Below are 17,819 nucleotides of genomic sequence, written 5' to 3' on the forward strand. Positions count from 1 at the left end.
CGCCCCCTTCTCCCCGTACGCACGCCTCCCCCGCGAACGCCGTCCGCCAGAGAGGACTCCCCCGTGCCGATCGCCGACTGGACCCGTCAGGCCCTGCCCGCCATGCTCGACGACATCAGGACCCTGGTCGAGCTGGAGACCCACAGCTACGACAAGACCATGCTCGCCACCGGCCTCGACGGGCTGCGTGCCCTGGTGACCGGGCGGCTCGGCCGGCCCGCCACGGAGGTGGTGCGCGACGGCGGCGGGCACGGCGACACCTGGGAGGCGACCTACCCTGGCACCGCCCCCGGCACCGTGCTCCTGCTGTGCCACTACGACACCGTCTGGCCCACCGGCACGCTGGCCGAGTGGCCGTTCGTCCTCGACGGGGACCGGGCGTCGGGGCCGGGGGTGTTCGACATGAAGACGGGGCTCGTGCAGGCGGTCTGGGCGGTTCGCGGGCTGCGCGAGCTGGGGCTGCCGCATCCTTCGGTGCGGATGCTGTTCAACGGCGACGAGGAGCTCGGCAGCCCGTTCTCGCGCCCGTACATCGAGGCGGCGAGCGACGGCGCGCTGGCGACACTGGTCTTCGAGGCGTCGGCCGACGGCGGCAGGCTCAAGACGGCGCGCAAGGGCGTCGGCGTGTTCGACGTGACCGTCACCGGCGTCGAGGCGCACGCGGGGCTCGACCCGGACGCGGGGGCGAGCGCGATCCACGCGATGGCCGAGGTGATCACGCGGATCGCCGCCTCCGGCGCCCCCGAGCGCGGCACCACGGTCAACGTCGGGCTGGTCAACGGCGGCACCGGGCGCAACGTGGCCGCCGGGCGGGCCCGGGCCTGCATCGACGTGCGCGTGGGCGAGCCGGCGGAGATGGCGCGCATCGACGCGGTGTTCGCGGCGTTGCGGGCCGCCGATCCGCGGGTCACGGTCTCGGTCTCCGGCGGGTGGAACCGGCCGCCCATGGCGCCCACACCGGGGTCGCGGCGGCTGTTCGAGGCGGCGACGGAGGTGGCGGCCCGCCTCGGCCTGCGTCTGGAGGAGGTCGCGGTCGGCGGCGCCAGCGACGGCAACTTCGTCTCGGCGCTGGACCGTCCGGTGCTCGACGGGCTGGGCGCGGTGGGCGGCGGCGCGCACGCGCGGCACGAGCACGTGCTGGTCGAGCACATCCCGGTACGCACCGCACTGACGGCGGGGCTGGTGACGGGGCTGGTCACCGGGCCGGCGACAGGGCTCGGGTAGGAATCCTCGGCCCGGCAGGGGTCTCAACCGCGGGCGGACCTGATACGCTCCCAAGCGAGCGCTTGGTTTACACCCTGCGAGAGGCCGCCGCATGAAGTTCTCAACCTTCCACCTCTTCCACCGGTTCGACGGGCAGAGCTTCAAGGACGTCTACGACTACCATCTGGAGCTCATCGAGCTGGCCGAGGAGCTGGGTTTCGACGGGGTACGGCTGGCCGAGCACCACTTCCGCGACTACGGCGTGGCACCCAACCTCTTCACCGTGCTCGCGCACGTCGCCGCCCGGACCTCGCGGATCCGCCTGGGCACCGGCATCGTGGTGCTGCCCCTGCACAACCCCGTCCACGTGGCCGAGGAGGCCGCCCAGGTCGACGTGCTGTCCGACGGGCGGCTGGACCTGGGGATCGGGCGGGGCTACCAGAGCTTCGAGTTCGAGGGGTTCGGCATCGACCTGGCCGAGGCGCGCGACCGGTTCAACGAGGCGCTGGAGGTGATCCTCGGGCTGTGGACGCGGGAGACGTTCGGGCACGAGGGCAAGTTCTACCGGACCGGGACCGAGGTGGCGCTCGCCCCGCGCCCGCTCCAGACGCCGCACCCCCCGCTGCACGTGGCCGCCGTGTCGCCGGAGACCGTCACCATGTACGCCGAGCGCGGGCTGCCGATCCTCGCCGACCCGGCGGCGCCGTTCCGCAAGGTCGTCAAGGCGGCCGAGACCTGGCGCGAGACCGCGGCCCGGGCCGGGCACCCGGCCGAGGCCGAGCTGGTGGTCGCGCGCAGCGTGTACGTGGCGCCGACGGCCGAACAGGCCCGGCGGGACCAGGAGAGGTTCGAGGCGGCCTTCGACCGCTCGCGCATCTTCAACGAGCGCAGCGCGCCCATCGATCCGAGGACCGGCCGGGCCGCGCAGGGCTTCGAGTACTACCAGGACCGCTACCTGAAGGGCGGCAGCGTCTCGGCCGACTTCCGGTGGGAGCAACTGGAGGTGATCGGTGATCCGGAGCGGGTGGTCGAGCAGATCACGCTGCTGCGCGACGCCGGTTTCGCCAACCTGCTGTGCGACTTCGGCAGCACCCGGCCGATGCCGCTGGAGGAGATGAAGAAGGTCATGCGCTTCTTCGCCGCCGAGGTCATGCCCGCTTTCTCGTGATCCGTACGCCCGGCCGGGCCATGACTCCGTGCCGGGCCCCGGCCGCTCACCCCCCGCAGGAGGCGCGATGATCCACAGCCTGACCCTCTCGGACGTCCTCGCCGAGCACGCCCGCAGCCGCCCGCTGGGGACGGCGGTCGTGGACGGGGACGTCCGCCTCACCTATCCGGAGCTCGACGCCCGCGTCAGCCGCCTGGCGGACGCCCTGTCGGCGCGCGGGGTCGCGCCCGGCGAGCGGGTGCTGTGGCTGGGCCAGAACTCCCACGCCGTCCTGGAGCTGCTGCTGGCCTGCTCGCGGCTGGGCGCCGTCTTCTGCCCGGCCAACTGGCGGCAGTCGGCGGACGAGCTGAGGTTCGTGGTGGACGACCTGACGCCGCGGGTGGTGGTCTGGGAGCCGTCGGAGGCGACCACGGCCACGCGCGAGGCGGGCGCCGCGACGGGCGCGTGGGTGCGGGCGGGCGACGGGTACGAGGAGCTGGTGGCGGGCGGGTCGGTGCGGGACTTCCCGCAGGTGTCCGACACCGAGCCGGTGCTGGCGCTCTACACCGCCGCCTTCGACGGGCGGCCCGGCGCCGCGCTGCTGAGCAGCGCCGCCCTGGTGGCCCACAGCACGTCCCTGCTGGTGGTGCGCCAGATGGAGCCGGACTTCACCTTCCTCAACAGCGGGCCGCTGTTCCACGTGGGGACGATGATGTTCTGCCTGGCCACCCTCCAGATCGGCGGCGTGAACGTCTTCACGCCCGCCTTCGACGCCGAGGAGGTCTGCCGTCTGATCGACGCCGAGCGGGTGACGCAGGCGTTCCTGTTCGGACCGATGATCGACGCCGTGGTGGCGGTGCGGCCGCAGGGCAAGTACGACCTGTCGTCGCTCAGGTTCGTCTCGCACTCGGCGGAGTGGGACGAGCTGATCACCGTGGACGACTCACCGTGGTGCCGGTCGAAGATGGGCGGCTACGGACAGACCGAGGTGAGCGGGATGCTCACGTTCCTGGGGCTGGCTCCGGGGGCGGCGGGCTTCGCCGGGCGGCCGTCGCCGCTGGTACAGGTGCGCATCCTCGGGCCGGAGGGGGACGAGCTTCCGGTGGGCGAGGTGGGCGAGATCTGCGCACGCGGCAAGTCCCTCTTTTCCGGATATTTCGCCCGGCCCGACTTAAATGCTGCGAAGTTCGCGTACGGCTGGCAGCACACCGGCGACCTCGGCCGCCGCGAGCCGGACGGCAGCATCACCTTCATCGGGCCCAAGCTGCGCGTGATCAAGTCCGGTGCCGAGAACGTCTACCCGGCCGAGGTCGAGCGCGCGCTGCGCGGTCATCCGGCCGTCGCCGACGCCGCCGTGATCGGCGTGCCCGACGAGCGCTGGCACCAGGCGGTGAAGGCCGTGGTCGTCCTCGAAGGCGGCGCCTCGGTCCCGGCCGAGGAACTGATCGGCCACGTCAAGGGGTTGCTGGCCGCGTACAAGAAGCCCCGGGAGGTGGTGTTCGTGGACGCGATACCCAAGCGCGGCTTCACCCCCGACTACGACGCCCTCGACCGCGCCCACGGCGGCGGCAACTACCCCGGCGCCTGACCGGCGGCACCGCCATTACAGGATCGCGAGCGGGTTGATCGGGCTGCCCGTGCCGCCCTCGATCCTCAGCGGCGCCGCGACGAGCACGAACTCCGTGCGTCCCGTCTCGCTCAGTTCCTCCAGCCACAGCATCTCCATCAGGTGGATGCCGTGCCGGTGGAGCAGGACGAGGTGCAGGTCGTCGGCCAGGCCCTCCGCGGCGGACTGGCGGGAGTCCAGCCCGCCGATGGCGGCGTTGTCGCAGGCCACGGCGGACACGTCACGGGCGGCCAGCCACCGCCCCGCCTCGGGCGACAGTCCCGGCTGGCCGGACCAGTACTCCTCGGGCGAGCGCCGCCAGACGGCGGGCCAGCCGGTGCGGACCACCGCGACGTCGCCGGCGCGCAACCCCGGGTCCAGGTCCTCCAGTTCGGCGGGGGTGACGCGGTGGCCGGCGGGCAGGTGGTCGAGGCCGAGGCCGCGTGGCACGTCGAACAGCACGCCCCTGGCGACCACGCCGCCCACCCGCTCGATGCCGCACCTGGTGGCGCCGTAGGAGCGCACCCGGGCGGCGGGGTGGCCGTTGTACAACTCGTCGCCGGACCACATGTGGCACAGCGCGTCCATGTGCGTGGTGGTGCCGTGCGGGGAGACGACCAGCGCGTCGTCGGCGACCCGCAGGCCCGCGCCGATCGGGCGCGCCCCCGCCGCGTAGTCGCCGCCGTCGACCGACATGAAGTGCTGCGGCAGCGGCCTGCCCTTCAGGTGCGGCACGGTCGCGGGCGCGGCAGAGGACGTGGCGCCCCTGATCGGCAGGGCCAGGCTGAGCACCCGGCCCGTGGCGGCCGCGCCGAGGGCCTGGAGCACCACCTCCGGGGTGAGCAGGTTGAGGGTGCCGCGTTGGTCGTCTGGGCCGAATCGGCCCCAGTTGTTAGGCTCGGCAACCAAGTAAGCGCTTCCTTTCCGAACGGTCCGGCAGTCAGGGAGGTCCGATGCACTGCGATCCCCGGTTCTCGCGCGTGCGCGAGGTGTTCGAGCAGCACTTCGCCGACGGGGAGGAGCTGGGCGCCGCGTTCGCGGTGTACCTGGACGGCGAGCTGGTGGTGGACCTGTGGGGCGGTGTGGCCGACCGGCACACCGGACGGCCGTGGCGGCAGGACACGCCCGCCTTCGCCTACTCCTGCACCAAGGCGATCACCGCGACGGTGCTGCTGCAGCTCGCCGAGCGGGGGCTGGTGGACGTGGGCGCGCCGGTGGCCGAGGTGTGGCCGGAGTTCGCCGCCGAGGGCAAGGCGGCGATCACCGTCGCGCAGTTGCTCACGCACGAGGCGGGGCTGCCGGTGGTGGAGGAGCCGGTGCCGGTGGAGGAGTTCGGCGACCATCCGGCCATCGCGGCGCGGCTGGCGGGGCAGCGGCCGCTGTGGGAGCCGGGGTCGGCCCACGGGTACCACGCGCTGACGTACGGGTTCCTGGTGGGCGAGGTGGTGCGGCGGGTGACCGGCAAGTCGGTGGGCGAGCTGGTCGCGGCGGAGATCGCCGGGCCGCTCGGCCTGGACCTGTGGATCGGCGCGCCCGACCCGGTGATCGCCCGCGCCGCCCGCATCACGGCCGGCGACCGCCGCGCCCCCGCGGAGGCGGGCGCCGGCCCCGCCCCCGCGACCGCCGAGGACAGCGCCGTGACAGCCAAGGCACGAGCGGACGGAGCGGGAGCGGACGAGAAGCGGGCGGACGGGGCCGGGAAGGAGGACGCGTTCGCGCGGATGGCGCGGGACGCCCGGGATCCCGGCAGTCTGATGAACCGGGCCCTCGGCAACCCCGGCATGCAGCGGCTCAAGGGGGGCGCCAACCACCCCGTGATCCTGCGCGCCGGCTGGCCGGGGGCCGGGGTCGTCACCACGGCCGGCGCCCTGGCCGGCTTCTACCGGTCGCTGATCGCGGGCGAGATCCTGCGCCCCGAGACGCTGGCCGACGCCGTCCGCGCCCGGGTGTCGGGCCCCGACCGGGTGCTGCACGTGGACAGCTCGTTCGGGCTCGGCTACATGCGCCCGTCGATGACCTTCTTCGTCCCGTCGCGGACCGCGTTCGGCCACACGGGGCTGGGCGGTTTCCTGGGCCTGGCCGATCCCGGGCACGGCCTGGCCGTCGGCTACGTGATGAACAGGATGGCCGACACCGTCTCGGGCAGCCTGCGCGCCTACCGCCTGACCGAGGCGGTCTACCGGTCGCTCTGAGCGCGGGATACGCATGGGTCGGCCGTCGCGGTCAGTGCATGGTCACCCCGCCGCTGACGGACAGGGTCTGCCCTGTCACGTAGGCGGCGCGGTCCGTGCACAGGTAGGCGACGAGGCCGGCCACGTCGGCGGGCGTGCCGAGGCGGCGCAGCGGGATGGTCCTGGCGATGCGGTCGACCAGGCCGGGCTCGGCGGCCGACACCCGGCGCAGCATCGGGGTGTCGGTGGGGCCGGGGCAGACGACGTTGGAGGTGACGTTCGCCCGGGCGGCCTCCCTGGCGAGCGTCTTGGCCAGCCCGAACAGCCCGGCCTTGGTCGCCGCGTACGCGCCCTCGCCGCCCGACCCGGCCCGGGCCCCGTCGGAGGAGACGAACACCAGCCGTCCCCATCCCCTGCGCAGCATGCCGGGCAGGAGCAGCTTGGTCATCAGCATCGGGCCCCGCAGGTTCACCTGCCACATCAGGTCCCAGCCGGCGGGGTCGCTCTCGGTGAACGGCTCGACGATCGAGACGCCCGCGTTGTGCACCAGCACGTCCACGTCGCGTCCGGCGACGACCTCCCGGCAGAAGCGTTCGACCGACTCCGGCGAGGCGAGGTCGAGGGCCAGCGGGACGCCGCCGGCCAGACCGGCGGCGACCCGCTCCGCACCGCGCAGGTCCACGTCGGCGACCACCACGCGGGCGCCCAGGGCCGTCAGGTCGGCGGCGACGGCCGCGCCGATGGCGCCCGCGCCGCCGGTGACCACGGCCACCCGCCCGTCCAGCCGCATCCCGTCCATCACCGGTCCGCTCCCTCCGTCCACCGTTCCACGAGGCGGGCCGCCGTGGTGCGGGTGGCGAGCAGGCTGATCGTGTGTCTCAGCACGGCGCGCGCGTACTCCTCCGGCACTCCGGCCACGGCGTCGGTGACGACGGTGACGCGGTAGCCGAGGTTCACGGCCTCCAGGGCGAGCCCGGGGATGCCGAGGTTGAGCGAGACCCCCACGGCGACGACGGACGAGACCCCCAGCGAGCGCAGGGTCATGTCGAGGGAGGTGCCGGTGAACGGCGAGAAGCCGTGCAGCCGCCTGCTCTCCAGGTCGCCGGGGTGGCGCAGCTCGGGCAGCACCTCCACGGCCGGCGTGCCGTCGAGCATGTGGGCGGGGTCGTCGAGCAGCGAGACGATGAACGGGCAGTTGCCGGTGTGCGATCCGGCCCGGTCGGCGCGGAAGGCGGCGGTGCAGTGGACGACCGGGACGCCCGCCGCGCGGGCCGCCTCCAGGACGGCGGCGGTGTTGGGCACCACGTCGCGCGACCGGCAGGCGGTGACCAGGTCCGGGAACTTGGTGAGGTCGCCGACGACCCCTCTCTGCATCTCCATGACGAGCACGGCCGTCCGGTCCACCGGCGCACCCTCTCCTAGCCGAGCGCTTGCTTGGTCACATCGCAGCGTACACGGCGACCCGCCCGCTGACGACCGCCGGCAGGCCGAGACGTACGTCGCCAGAGCAGCGCGCCGGCGGTCATGGCCAGCTGATCACACGGGCCCGGACGGAAGGGCCACCAGGCGTGGCACGGCCGGGACGTACGGTGATATTTCGGCAGACGTGACAACCGGCACCCCGGGTGAGACCGTCGAATCCACGAGGAACGGCGTGATGGGGGTGGGACGTGGTCCCGGGGTACCACGAAGTTCGCCAGCTCGGCGCGGGCCGCACCGGCCGGGTGTTCCTCGCCACCTATGAGGCGACCGGCGCGTACGTCGCCATCAAGTACCTGAACGCCACGCTGCGCCGGGACGCCGCGTTCATGGAGCGCTTCCGGTCCGACGTCCGCGCGCTCGTCGAGCTCGACGACCCGGCCGTGGTCAGGACGTACGAGTACGTGGAGACGCCGGAGCGGGCGGCCGTGGTGATGGAGTGCGTCGACGGGGTGTCGCTGCGCACGCTGCTCGCCGAGCACGGGCGGACCAGCCCGGAGGCGGCCCTCGCCCTGCTCAAGAGCACGCTGCTGGCCCTGGCCGCCGCGCACGGCGCGGGAGTGCCGCACCGGGACGTCACGCCGGGCAACGTGCTGGTCCAGGCCGACGGCACGGTCAGGCTGGGCGACTTCGGAGTGGTGGTGCACGCCGAGGAGCCGGGGGTGCCGGCGGGCAGCCCGCCGTACATGTCGCCGGAGCTGTGGACCGGAGAGCCGGCGGGCCCGGCCGCCGACCTGTACGCGGCGGCGTGCCTGCTGTTCGAGGCCGTCATGGGGCGGCCGCCGTACCTGGCGGCGGACGTGGTGTCGCTGCGCGAGAAGCACCTGTCGGAGGCGGTGCCGCTGGAGGTGGTCCCCGACACGCTGCGCGACCTGCTCCGGCGCGGAATGGCGAAGAACACCGACTTCAGGTACGCCTCGGCCCCGCAGTTCGCGGCCGAGTTGGAGGAGGACGCGGTCGCGGGGTACGGCCCCGAGTGGGAACAGCGCGGCCGCCGCCACCTCGCCGAGCGGGCCACGGCGCTCGCGCTCGGCTTCCCGCTGGCCCGGAGCGAGCAGGGGTCCGCCAAGGGGACGCGCGGCAGGCCGCGTGGGGTGCCGAAGCCGCCGCCGCACCTGTGGATCACGGGGGCGGCGGTCGCCGCGGTCATGATCGGCATCCTGCTGGCCGGCGGGGGGTCGTCCGGGCCGGGCACGGTGCTGATGCCGCCACCCACCACGCCCGGTGGGGAGGAGGCGGCACCGGGCGACGCGACGGCGCCCGCCCGCCGCACCCCGACCGGCTCGCGCCCCTCCGCCACCCCGGCCCGCACCCCGCCCGACGCGGCGCCGGGCACCCCGCGAGGCACCCCGCCAGGCACCCCGCCGGGCACCGCTCCCGGCACCGTGACCCGCACCGCACCGCCCGTGCCCACGGGCACGCGCCGGCCCTCGCGGCCCACCTCCTCCCCCGGCACGGCCGTGCCCACCCCGACGCGGAGCGCGGTCGCGCGGCCGTCGGTGCGCTCGGCGGACATCGTGCGGTGGAGCGGTTCGGCGGGCGCGGTGCGGGTGGCCGCCGACGGCACCGGGCCGGTCCGATTACGGATCACCTACACCCGGCGCGAGGGCGACGGCCCGGCCCGTACGGTCGCCGAGGAGACGCGCACGCTCACCGGCCACGACGTCTACACCAGCACCGTGCTGCGCGACCTGGGGGACGTGCCGTGCGGCACCCGCGTGCACTTCGGGCTGGTCGTGCTGACGGAGCCCGTCGCGGGCAACGGCCCGCAGGTGAGCGAGGCGGCCGTGGACGGCGCCCCGTGCCCCTCCCCCTCCGCCTCCATCTCTCCCTCCGACCTGCCCGGCCCGAGCCCCGGCCGGGACGGCGCCCTGCCGTCCCCGGAGACCTGGTCGCCGCCCGGCGGCCCGGCGGGCCCCGGCGAAGGCGGGTGATGCGGGTGCTCCCGCCGTCCGCACCGGCTCTTGTCCGCCAACCAAGCGTGCGCTAGCTTGGCAAGCGATGTCCGGTGACACCTCCGCCTACTGGGCGGCCTGCAGGCGCGGCGAGCTGGTCGTCCAGCTCTGTACGGCCTGTGCCCGGCGCGTCCACCTGCCCGAGACGGACTGCCCCTGGTGCGCAGGCGGCCCGCTCGTCTTCGAGCCGGTGTCGGGCGAGGGCGTGGTGCACACCTTCACCGTGGTGCACCGGTCGTTCGCGCCCGGCTACCAGGGGCGCGAACCGTACGTGCTGGCCTGGGTGGATCTGCCCGAGGGGGCCCGCGCCTTCGGGCAGGTCGTGGGATGCGCGCCGGACGAGGTACGCATCGGCATGCCGGTGCGGGTGACGTTCGTGGACGATCTACCGCATTGGAGGCCCCGGTGAGCGTGCTCGGCAAGGTGGGCAACGTCCTGATCCCCGTCGCCGACCTGGACCAGGCGATCGCCTTCTACGGGCTGCCGGTCAAGTTCCGCGACGGCGACAGGTTCGCCGCGCTGGACGGGGGCGGCGTCACCGTGGCGCTGGCCGGGCCGGCCGAACACGTCACCGACGCGACCGCGCCCTCGTACCGGGTGGCCGACGTGGCGCTGGCCGTACGGGAGCTGTCGGCGCGGGGCGGCGAGGTCGTGCGCCCGCCCGAGGACGGACCGCACGAGACGCGGGCCGTGCTGCGCGACCCCTCGGGAAACGTGTTCGTGCTCTATTCGCCCCGCTGACCGGGAGGCCACCATGGCGCGATCCCCCTACGGCAACTACGGCCACGCGATCCTGACCGCCGGCGCGCTGCGCGCCCCCGAGCAGGTGGCGCTCACCTACTGCGGCGAGCGACGTTTCACCTACGACGAGCTCAACCGGATCGTCAACCGGCGCGCCCACGCCCTGCTGTCCGCCGGGATCACCCCCGGACAGCGGGTCGCGGCGCTGCTCAACGAGACGCTGCACGTGGCCGAGATCTACCTGGCGCAGGCCAAGCTGGGCGCGGTCACCGCCGCCCTGAACCCCTACTGGCCGCTCGACACGCTGCGGGCCGTCGTGGCCCACTCGCGGTGCACGGCCTTCGTGTACGACGCGACGGTCGAGCAGGCGGTCGCCGAGATCAGGCCGTCGCTGCCGGAGGTCACCACCTGGATCAAGGTCGGCGGCCCCGGCCCGGGCGCCGTGGACCTGGACGCGCGGGCCGCGTCCGCCCCCGAGGAGGAGCCGCCGATCGGGGGCGGCCACGACGACCCGCTGGCCCTCTACTACACCTCGGGCACGACCGGGTTGCCGAAGGCCGTGGTGCACACGCACGCCTCGTCGCTGGCGACCGCCCAGATCTGGCTGGACGTGCCACGCGGGCCGGACGCGGTGTTCGGCACCGGCGCGATCATCTGGGGCATCGGCTTCCCGGCCATCGTCGGGCCCGCCCTGTACGCCGGGATGCGCCTGGTGCTGGAGCAGGACTGGGGCCCGGCGAACTTCCTGCGCGTGGTCCCGCGCGAGCGCGTCACCCACGTCTCGCAAGTCCCGTCGTTCTACGCGGCGCTGCTCGGCTCCGCCGGCCACGCCGAGGTGGACCTGTCGTCCCTGCGCGTGATCATGCTGGGCGGCGAGCCGCTGACCGCCACCATGCTCGAACGCGTCAAGCAGCGCCTGCCCGGCGCCGCCGTCTACTCCTACTACGGCCAGACCGAGGCGCCCTACACCTGCATGGGCCGGGTGGACGACGGCTCGACGCCGCTCGGCTCGTCGGGCCGGGCCCGCACCGGCAACGCGGTGCGCGTGACCGGCCCGTCGGGCGAGCGGGTCGTGGGCGAGACGGGCGAGATCAACCTGGCCGGGCCGCACGTCATGGCCGGCTACGACGGCCTGCCCGAGCGGACGGCCGAGATCCTGCGCGACGGCTGGTACGTGGGCGGCGACCTCGGCACCGTCTCGGCCGACGGGGTGCTGCGGGTGCTCGGCCGGCGCGAGGACGCCATACTCAAGGGCGGCGTCTGGAGCCAGCCGGTCGCCGTCGAGGAGGCGGCCACGGCGCTGGAGGGCGTCGCGGAGGCCGGCGCGACCGGCGTCCCGGCGCACACCGAGGGCCGGGAGGCGGCCGGGCAGCGCATCCTGCTGGCCGTGGTGCCGCGCGCCGGGCACACCCTCGACCCCGCCAAGCTGGCGCTCGCGCTGGCCGACGTGCTGCCCCCGCACCAGCGGCCCGACCACATCGTGGTGGCCGACGCCCTGCCGCACTCCGAGGACGCCTCCGGCGGGCCCGGCAAGCTGCTGCGCCGCGAGCTGCACCGGCTGCTGGAGAGCTGAGGCGTGGTGTTCGAGCACCAGGCGAAGGAGCTGCTGCGCCAGGCCGGGGTACGGGTGCCGCGCGGGGTCGTGGTCACCGGGGACCCGGCCCGGTCCGATCTCACCGGGCTGGACGAGCCGCTGGTGCTCAAGGCGTTCGGGGCCGGCCTGGTGCACAAGTCGGACGCCGGGGCGGTGGAGCTGGGCCTGCGGCGCTCGGAGGTGGCGGCGGCGGCCGCCCGGATGCGGGCCGCCCTGGCCGGGCGCGGCGTCACGCCCGCGGGCTTCCTCGTCGAGGAGCAGGCGGCGGCCGGGGTCGAACTGATCGCCGGCGTGGTCCGCGATCCGGCGTTCGGGCCGGTCCTGCTGGCCGGGCTCGGCGGGGTGTGGGCCGAGGCGCTGAACGACACCTCGGTGCGCCTGTGCCCGGTGTCGGAGGCGGACGCGCGCGGCATGCTGGCGTCCCTGCGCGGCGCGGCCCTGCTGCGGGGGTACCGGGGGCGGCCCGGCGCGGACGTGGACGCGGTGGTCAAGCTGCTCATGACGGTCGGCGGGCCGGGAGGGCTGTGGGAACGGCTGGAGCTGGGCGAGTTCGAGATCAACCCGGTCATCGCGGCGGAGTCCGGGGTGGTGGCGGCGGACGCCCGCTACCTCCCGGCCGCGAGCGAGGCCGCCGCGCCGTCGGAGGGGTCCGCCACGACGCTCGCCGGCCATGGCGATGCCGAGTTCACGGCGCTGTTCGAGCCGCGGGCCGTGGCCGTCGTGGGCGCCTCCACCACCCGGCCGAACTTCGGCAACATGTTCCTCGACTTCTACCGGGCCGCCGGGATGCCGGTCGTGGCCGTGCACCCCGAGGCCCGCGAGGTCGGCGGGGTGCCCGCCGTGCCGTCCCTGGCCGCGGCCGCCGGGGTGGACTACGCGCTCGTCGCGGTGCCCGCCGAACGGTGCGCCGACGTCGTGCGGCAGGCGGGCGGGATCCCGTACGTGCAGGTCATGAGCGGCGGGTTCGGCGAGGCGGGACGGCCCGAGCTGGAGGCGGAGCTGCTGGCGGCGGCGCGGGCGGCCGGGACCAGGCTGCTCGGCCCCAACTGCATGGGCGTGTACTGCCCGCGCGGCCGGCAGACCTTCACCGGCGGCGGGCTCGGACCGCCCGGCACGATCGCGCTGGTCTCGCAGAGCGGCGGGCTGGCCGGGGAGGTCGTCAAGGTCGGCGAGCGGCGCGGGCTGGCCTTCAGCCGGGTCGCCACGGTCGGCAACGCCGCCGACGTCACTCCCGCCGAGCTGCTGCGCTGGCTGTCGCGTGACGGCGAGACCCGCGCCGTCGGCCTCTACCTGGAGGACCCGCGCGACGGGCGGGCGCTGTACGAGGCGCTGGCGGCCACCACGCTGCCCGTCGTGCTGCTGGTCGGCGGGCGCAGCACGCAGGGGCGGCGGGCCGCCGCCTCCCACACCGGCGGCCTGGTGAGCGACGGGCGGATCTGGCGGGCGCTGGCCGAGCAGACCGGCGCGACGCTGGTGACGAGCCAGGACGACCTGATCGGCGTGCTCGCCTTCTTCCAGGCGCACGGCTCCCGGCCGGTGACCGGCGAGGGCGTGCTGGTCGTCGGGCCGAGCGGCGGGGCGAGCGTGCTGGCCGCCGACGCCTTCGACCGGGCGGGGGTGCGGCTCGACCCGCTGCCCGCCGAGGTGCTCGGCGAGCTGGGCGAGCTGGGTCTGGGCGCCGGCAGCACCCTGGCCAACCCCCTGGAGGTGCCCGTCGGCCCGCGCGGACGGCCGGACCTGGTCCCACGGGTCCTCGCGGCGATCGCGCGGCGCCGGCCGTACCGGGACGTGGTCGCGCACGTGAACGTGCAGAGCTTCTTCACCTACGGCACGGCGGCCGAGCCGCTGCTCGACCACACCCGCGCGCTCGCCGGAGCGCAGGACGGACTGCCCGGCGCCAGGATCACCCTGGTCACCCGGAACGCCGAGTGCGCCCCGGCGGGCGTCGAGGACGAGATCAGGGCGATCGCGGCGGCGGCCGGGGTGCCCGTCTACCGATCCATGGAGGCGGCGGCGGTGGCCGTCGCGGCAGGAGGCCGGCATGGGACTGCTTGACGGCAAGGTGGCGCTGGTCACCGGTGGTGCGCGCGGCATGGGCGAGGCGCACGTGCGGCTGTTCCTCCGCGAGGGGGCGGCCGTGGTGTTCGGCGACGTTCTGGACGAGGAGGGCAAGGCGCTGGCCGAGGAGACGGGGGCCACGTACGTCCGTCACGACGTGACGAGCGCGGCGCAGTGGCGGCAGGCCGTCGAGACGACCGTCGCGGCCCACGGCAGGCTGGACGTCCTGGTCAACAACGCCGGGATCCTGAAATTTCGGCGGATCGCCGACATGGAGCCCGAGGACTTCGACCGGGTGATCGACGTGAACCTGAAGGGCACCTGGCTCGGCGTCAAGAGCGTGATCGAGCCGATGAAGGCCGCGGGACGGGGCTCGATCGTCAACATCTCCTCGATCGAGGGCTTCGTCGGCGCCGAGGGGCTGTCGGCGTACGCGGCCTCGAAGTTCGGGGTGCGCGGCCTCACCAAGTCGGCGGCCAGGGAGCTCGCCCGGTTCGGCATCCGGGTCAACTCGGTGCACCCGGGCGCGATCGACACCCCCATGGTCATGAACCCCGACCTGGTGGGCGAGGTCGACGGCGAGGCGTTCGTCAAGTCCATGGTCATCAAGCGGTTCGCCGAGCCGGTGGAGGTGTCGCACGTGGTGGCGTTCCTGGCCTCGGACCGGTCCAGTTACTGCACCGGCAGCGAGTTCACCGTGGACGGCGGGCTGCTCACCGGCGCCGGCTACTGACGGCCGGGGCCGCCTCCCAGCCAGGCGGCCGGGGTGACGAACAGGCCCGTCGCCTCGGCCAGCACCGTGCCGTCCGGCAGGGCGATGCGGCCCTCGGCCCACGACTTGCGTCCCTCGGAACGGGTGTGCTCGGCCGTGGCGAGCAGCGGCGTGCCGTACGGGACGGGCGCCCGGTAGCGGACGGACAGCGTGCCGGTCATCCCGGCCAGGCCGGCGGCGGCGACCGCCTGACCGAGCAGGTGGTCGAGGATCATCGCGCTGATCCCGCCGTGGACGGAGCCGGGCGGCCCCTCGTGCAGCGGGCGGAACGACAGGTGGGCGCGGACGCCGCCGCCGGGAGCCCGCTCGACGACGAGCGGCAGGGCGTGCGGGTTGGCGGCGCCGGTGACGGCGTTGCCGAGGTGGCGCAGCGTCCCGTCGGGCGCGACCTCGAAGGGCTGCGGCGTGGAGCGCGCGGCGGCGCAGCCGGGCGGTGAGGGCCGACAGCTCGGCGGTGACCGCGGACAGCTCGTCCTCGCCCACGTCGGTCAGCGCGACCGCGTCCATCAGGTCGCGGGTGCCCTGGGCCAGCGCGCACAGGGCGTCGAGGCGGGGTTCGCCGGTCGTGACCTCGATCGTCATGACAGGCATCCTAGAACACGTTCTACCGAAACGGCTTTGTCACCCAGACGCCACACCATAGATCTTTTTGCTATAAGCACAACTTTCTGGGGACATTTCTGGCAGGCTCTTGACCTGCAGCTTCCCCCTCCTTTGGAGCGCGACACTCCCTTGGTGAGTGCTTGACCTGCCTTTTTGTCACGGTAGCCTCCCAGATCACGGAAGACTACAGGCCTCCGGTTTTGTCACACGGGTCCCGGGATACCCCTCCCTACCCAGGGCTGTGCGGACAAACCCGGTCTTGCCCGGAAGGTTCCACAGCACTTCGATGACGCCAGAGACACAGAAGTTCATCGACCTTCTCGAGAGCCAGCTGGGCTACGCCGAGAAGGCCGGCGACTACACCAAGTTCGGCGCCTGGTACGGCAAGAACGTCGAGTTCGACGCCGACTACAGCGGCGCTCCCTGGTGTGACATGCTCCTCGCCTGGGCGGCCAACAAGCTCGGGTACGAGGAGTGGATGGGCGAGTTCGCCTGGACCGTGAGCCATGCCAAGTGGTTCAGGAAGAACGACGCGTGGGGCAAGCAGCCCGAGGTGGGCGCGTTCGTGTTCTTCGACTGGAGCGGCTCCGGCGACCTCGACCGCATCGACCACGTCGGCGTCGTCACCAAGGTCGTGGGCCGCAAGATCCACACCATCGAGGGCAACATCGACGGCGGCGTCGCCAAGCGCAAGGTCCGCGACACCGACAAGGTGGTCGGTTACGGCTACCCCCAGCGGATCAAGGAACGTCTCGACGAGCAGCTCGCCAAGCAGCAGGCCATCGAGAACGCCCACCGCGAGCAGGCGGCCCAGCCGCCCGGCCAGGAGGTCAACCAGCTCCAGAACGGCCCGCTCAGCTCGCTGATCCCCTCCACCGAGGTGTACGTGGAGGTGCAGCCCCCGATCGCCGCCCGCAAGGAGCCGGCCCCCGAAACGGGCAACCAGCAGGCCCAGCAGGAGGGCGTCCCGTCGTCCGCCCCGGCCGAGGCCGAGGCCCGCACCGAGGCGCTGGCCAAGCCGCAGGCCGACACGCCGCGGACGAGCGCCACCGGGCGGGCCGAGAAGAAGGGCAAGCACGCCAAGCCCGCCACCGCCGACACCACCGCGGTGACCGCCGAACCCCTGCCGCCCGTCGTGGAGGCGGCCCGGCCCATCACCTCGCCCGTGCTCGACTCGCCCGCTCTGGTCGGCTCGGCGCTGGTGGCCGCCCTCGCCCTGCTCGCGATCAGCAAGACCCGGCAGTTGCGCACCCGGCCCGCACTGGCCGCCGCCGCCGCGGTCACGGTCGCCCCCCCGGCGGCCCGCCGCCACCGCCACCGCCGCAAGGCCCGCGCCAGAGCGTTCTTCGCCCCCGCCGGCACGGCGACCCTCACCACCGCCACCACGAGCCCGGCCCCGTCGAGGCCGGCGGAGCTGCCCAGGCCCGAGGCGCCCGAGACGGTCCCGGTGCCCACCGGGTTCCCCGAAGAACTGCCCATCGCCGCGCGGCTCGCCGCCGGGGCGGGCGCGGAGGGCCCGGGGGAGCCCTTCGAGCCGATCGTCATCCCGCGTACCCCGGCGTCCACGCCCTCCGGCCCGCGCTTCCGCCCGTTCGAGCCGGTCACGCTGCCGCTGCCGCTGCCCACGCCGGCGGCCGGCGCCTCGCACCGCTCGGCCGCCGACCCGCTGGGCGCCCGGCTCGCCGCCCCGTCCGAGCCTGTGGCCATGCGGCTCACCACGCCGGCCGAGCCGGTCGGCGGGCGGCGGGCACTGCCGTTCGAGCCCGTCGCCATCCCCGAGGCGACGAGCGCGTTCGACGCCTTCGCGCCGCCCGCCGGACGTGCCGCGGCGACATCCTGGGACGCGTTCGAGCGCCCGGCCCGTCTGTCGCGCCGCCACGAGGCGGGGTACGCCGCCCAGGCGCGCACCACCCGTCTGGAGGGCTCCGGCGGGGGCTACCGGGGCAGGCGGCGCAGCAGCGGGCACCCGGTCGAGGAGCCCGCGGCCTTCACCGCCGACGCCCCGCTGCGCGGCCGCCGCCACCGCGTCACCGCCCCCCACTGCCCCGACCAGCAGCGCCAGGACCCGCACGGCCCCGACTCCGCCCGGCCGAGCCAGCGCCGCCTGGACGCCCCCTGGGCCGAGTACCGGCTCGACGGGTCCAGGGCCGCGGCCCAGCGAGGCGGCGACGGCGGCCGGGCCGTCCAGGACGGGGCCTCGTTCGCCGCGTGGGACCGACCGGCCCATGGGCGCCGCCATGCCCGGGGCGCGGACGGGCCCGTGGACGGCCGGTTCTTCCAGGACACCCCGTCGCGCGGCCGCCGCCACCGCGCCGCCCGCGCCCAGGAGACCTCCCCGGCCCCGGCCTTCGCCCCCGTACCCTTGCCTGCCCCGGCCTTCACCCCCGCGCCCTCCCCGGCCCCGGCGTTCGCGGCCCCGACGCCCACGACCATCACGACCAGCGGGGAGCGCCGCACCGCCTCACGCCGAGGCCGCCACCGCGCCTGACC

General features: G+C 74.7%; 16 protein-coding genes. 12 read left to right on the forward strand and 4 right to left on the reverse strand.

What is annotated here, in order from left to right:
* The first annotated feature begins 102 nt into the window (after positions 1-102).
* The 3 genes from FHU36_RS06200 to FHU36_RS06210 all read left to right on the forward strand — a co-directional run bounded on the left by FHU36_RS06200 (position 103) and on the right by FHU36_RS06210 (position 3,938).
* Complete coding sequence (locus FHU36_RS06200; protein ID WP_185084636.1) at positions 103-1,224, forward strand: M20 family metallopeptidase; 1,122 nt, start codon at positions 103-105, stop codon at positions 1,222-1,224.
* Between the two features lie 91 nt (positions 1,225-1,315).
* On the forward strand, positions 1,316-2,371 hold the full coding sequence (locus tag FHU36_RS06205) for an LLM class flavin-dependent oxidoreductase (RefSeq protein ID WP_185082824.1): 1,056 nt from the start codon (positions 1,316-1,318) through the stop codon (positions 2,369-2,371).
* 67 nt (positions 2,372-2,438) lie between these two features.
* Entirely contained in the window at positions 2,439-3,938 is a 1,500-nt protein-coding gene (locus FHU36_RS06210) for an AMP-binding protein (RefSeq protein ID WP_185082825.1), read from the forward strand.
* A 15-nt stretch (positions 3,939-3,953) separates the two neighbouring features.
* On the opposite strand, the gene FHU36_RS06215 is transcribed toward FHU36_RS06210, so the two are convergent.
* A complete protein-coding gene (locus FHU36_RS06215; RefSeq protein ID WP_185082826.1) occupies positions 3,954-4,865 on the reverse strand; it encodes a cyclase family protein in 912 nt (303 codons plus the stop codon).
* Positions 4,866-4,909: 44 nt separating this feature from the next.
* Between FHU36_RS06215 and FHU36_RS06220 the strand changes: the two genes are divergently transcribed.
* Complete coding sequence (locus FHU36_RS06220) at positions 4,910-6,148, forward strand: serine hydrolase domain-containing protein (RefSeq protein WP_185082827.1); 1,239 nt, start codon at positions 4,910-4,912, stop codon at positions 6,146-6,148.
* Positions 6,149-6,179: 31 nt separating this feature from the next.
* Here the strand turns inward: FHU36_RS06220 and FHU36_RS06225 are convergent, their stop codons facing one another.
* Positions 6,180-6,926, reverse strand: a complete 747-nt coding sequence (locus FHU36_RS06225) for an SDR family NAD(P)-dependent oxidoreductase (RefSeq protein WP_185084637.1) — start codon at positions 6,924-6,926, stop codon at positions 6,180-6,182.
* Positions 6,926-7,531, reverse strand: a complete 606-nt coding sequence (locus FHU36_RS06230) for a cysteine hydrolase family protein (protein ID WP_312891453.1) — start codon at positions 7,529-7,531, stop codon at positions 6,926-6,928. The genes FHU36_RS06225 and FHU36_RS06230 overlap by 1 nt, the downstream gene beginning before the upstream one ends.
* A gap of 266 nt (positions 7,532-7,797) precedes the next feature.
* Here FHU36_RS06230 and FHU36_RS06235 point away from each other — a divergent pair, with 266 nt between their 5' ends.
* The 6 genes from FHU36_RS06235 to FHU36_RS06260 all read left to right on the forward strand — a co-directional run bounded on the left by FHU36_RS06235 (position 7,798) and on the right by FHU36_RS06260 (position 14,687).
* Entirely contained in the window at positions 7,798-9,540 is a 1,743-nt protein-coding gene (locus FHU36_RS06235; RefSeq protein ID WP_185082828.1) for a serine/threonine-protein kinase, read from the forward strand.
* 67 nt (positions 9,541-9,607) lie between these two features.
* A complete protein-coding gene (locus tag FHU36_RS06240) occupies positions 9,608-9,970 on the forward strand; it encodes a Zn-ribbon domain-containing OB-fold protein (RefSeq protein WP_185082829.1) in 363 nt (120 codons plus the stop codon).
* Positions 9,967-10,302 (forward strand): VOC family protein, encoded by a 336-nt coding sequence (locus FHU36_RS06245; protein ID WP_312891454.1) that lies wholly within the window; start codon positions 9,967-9,969, stop codon positions 10,300-10,302. The genes FHU36_RS06240 and FHU36_RS06245 overlap by 4 nt, the downstream gene beginning before the upstream one ends.
* 13 nt (positions 10,303-10,315) lie before the next feature.
* Positions 10,316-11,875, forward strand: a complete 1,560-nt coding sequence (locus tag FHU36_RS06250) for a class I adenylate-forming enzyme family protein (protein WP_185082831.1) — start codon at positions 10,316-10,318, stop codon at positions 11,873-11,875.
* 3 nt (positions 11,876-11,878) lie between these two features.
* Positions 11,879-13,951: an acetate--CoA ligase family protein gene (locus tag FHU36_RS06255; protein ID WP_185082832.1), complete on the forward strand. Its 2,073-nt coding sequence runs from the start codon at positions 11,879-11,881 to the stop codon at positions 13,949-13,951.
* Positions 13,938-14,687 carry a glucose 1-dehydrogenase gene (locus tag FHU36_RS06260; RefSeq protein ID WP_185082833.1) on the forward strand — a complete coding sequence of 250 codons (750 nt, stop codon included), beginning with the start codon at positions 13,938-13,940 and terminating at the stop codon, positions 14,685-14,687. The genes FHU36_RS06255 and FHU36_RS06260 overlap by 14 nt, the downstream gene beginning before the upstream one ends.
* On the opposite strand, the gene FHU36_RS06265 is transcribed toward FHU36_RS06260, so the two are convergent.
* Positions 14,681-14,941 carry a PaaI family thioesterase gene (locus FHU36_RS06265; RefSeq protein ID WP_185082834.1) on the reverse strand — a complete coding sequence of 87 codons (261 nt, stop codon included), beginning with the start codon at positions 14,939-14,941 and terminating at the stop codon, positions 14,681-14,683. The genes FHU36_RS06260 and FHU36_RS06265 overlap by 7 nt on opposite strands.
* Before the next feature lie 15 nt (positions 14,942-14,956).
* Here FHU36_RS06265 and FHU36_RS06270 point away from each other — a divergent pair, with 15 nt between their 5' ends.
* Together FHU36_RS06270 and FHU36_RS43415 are read left to right on the forward strand one after the other, a co-directional pair.
* Entirely contained in the window at positions 14,957-15,163 is a 207-nt protein-coding gene (locus FHU36_RS06270; RefSeq protein ID WP_185082835.1) for a hypothetical protein, read from the forward strand.
* A gap of 452 nt (positions 15,164-15,615) precedes the next feature.
* Positions 15,616-17,817 (forward strand): CHAP domain-containing protein, encoded by a 2,202-nt coding sequence (locus tag FHU36_RS43415; protein ID WP_221495787.1) that lies wholly within the window; start codon positions 15,616-15,618, stop codon positions 17,815-17,817.
* The last annotated feature ends 2 nt before the right edge of the window (positions 17,818-17,819 follow it).

The organism is Nonomuraea muscovyensis (assembly GCF_014207745.1).
GTDB classification, from domain to species: domain Bacteria; phylum Actinomycetota; class Actinomycetes; order Streptosporangiales; family Streptosporangiaceae; genus Nonomuraea; species Nonomuraea muscovyensis.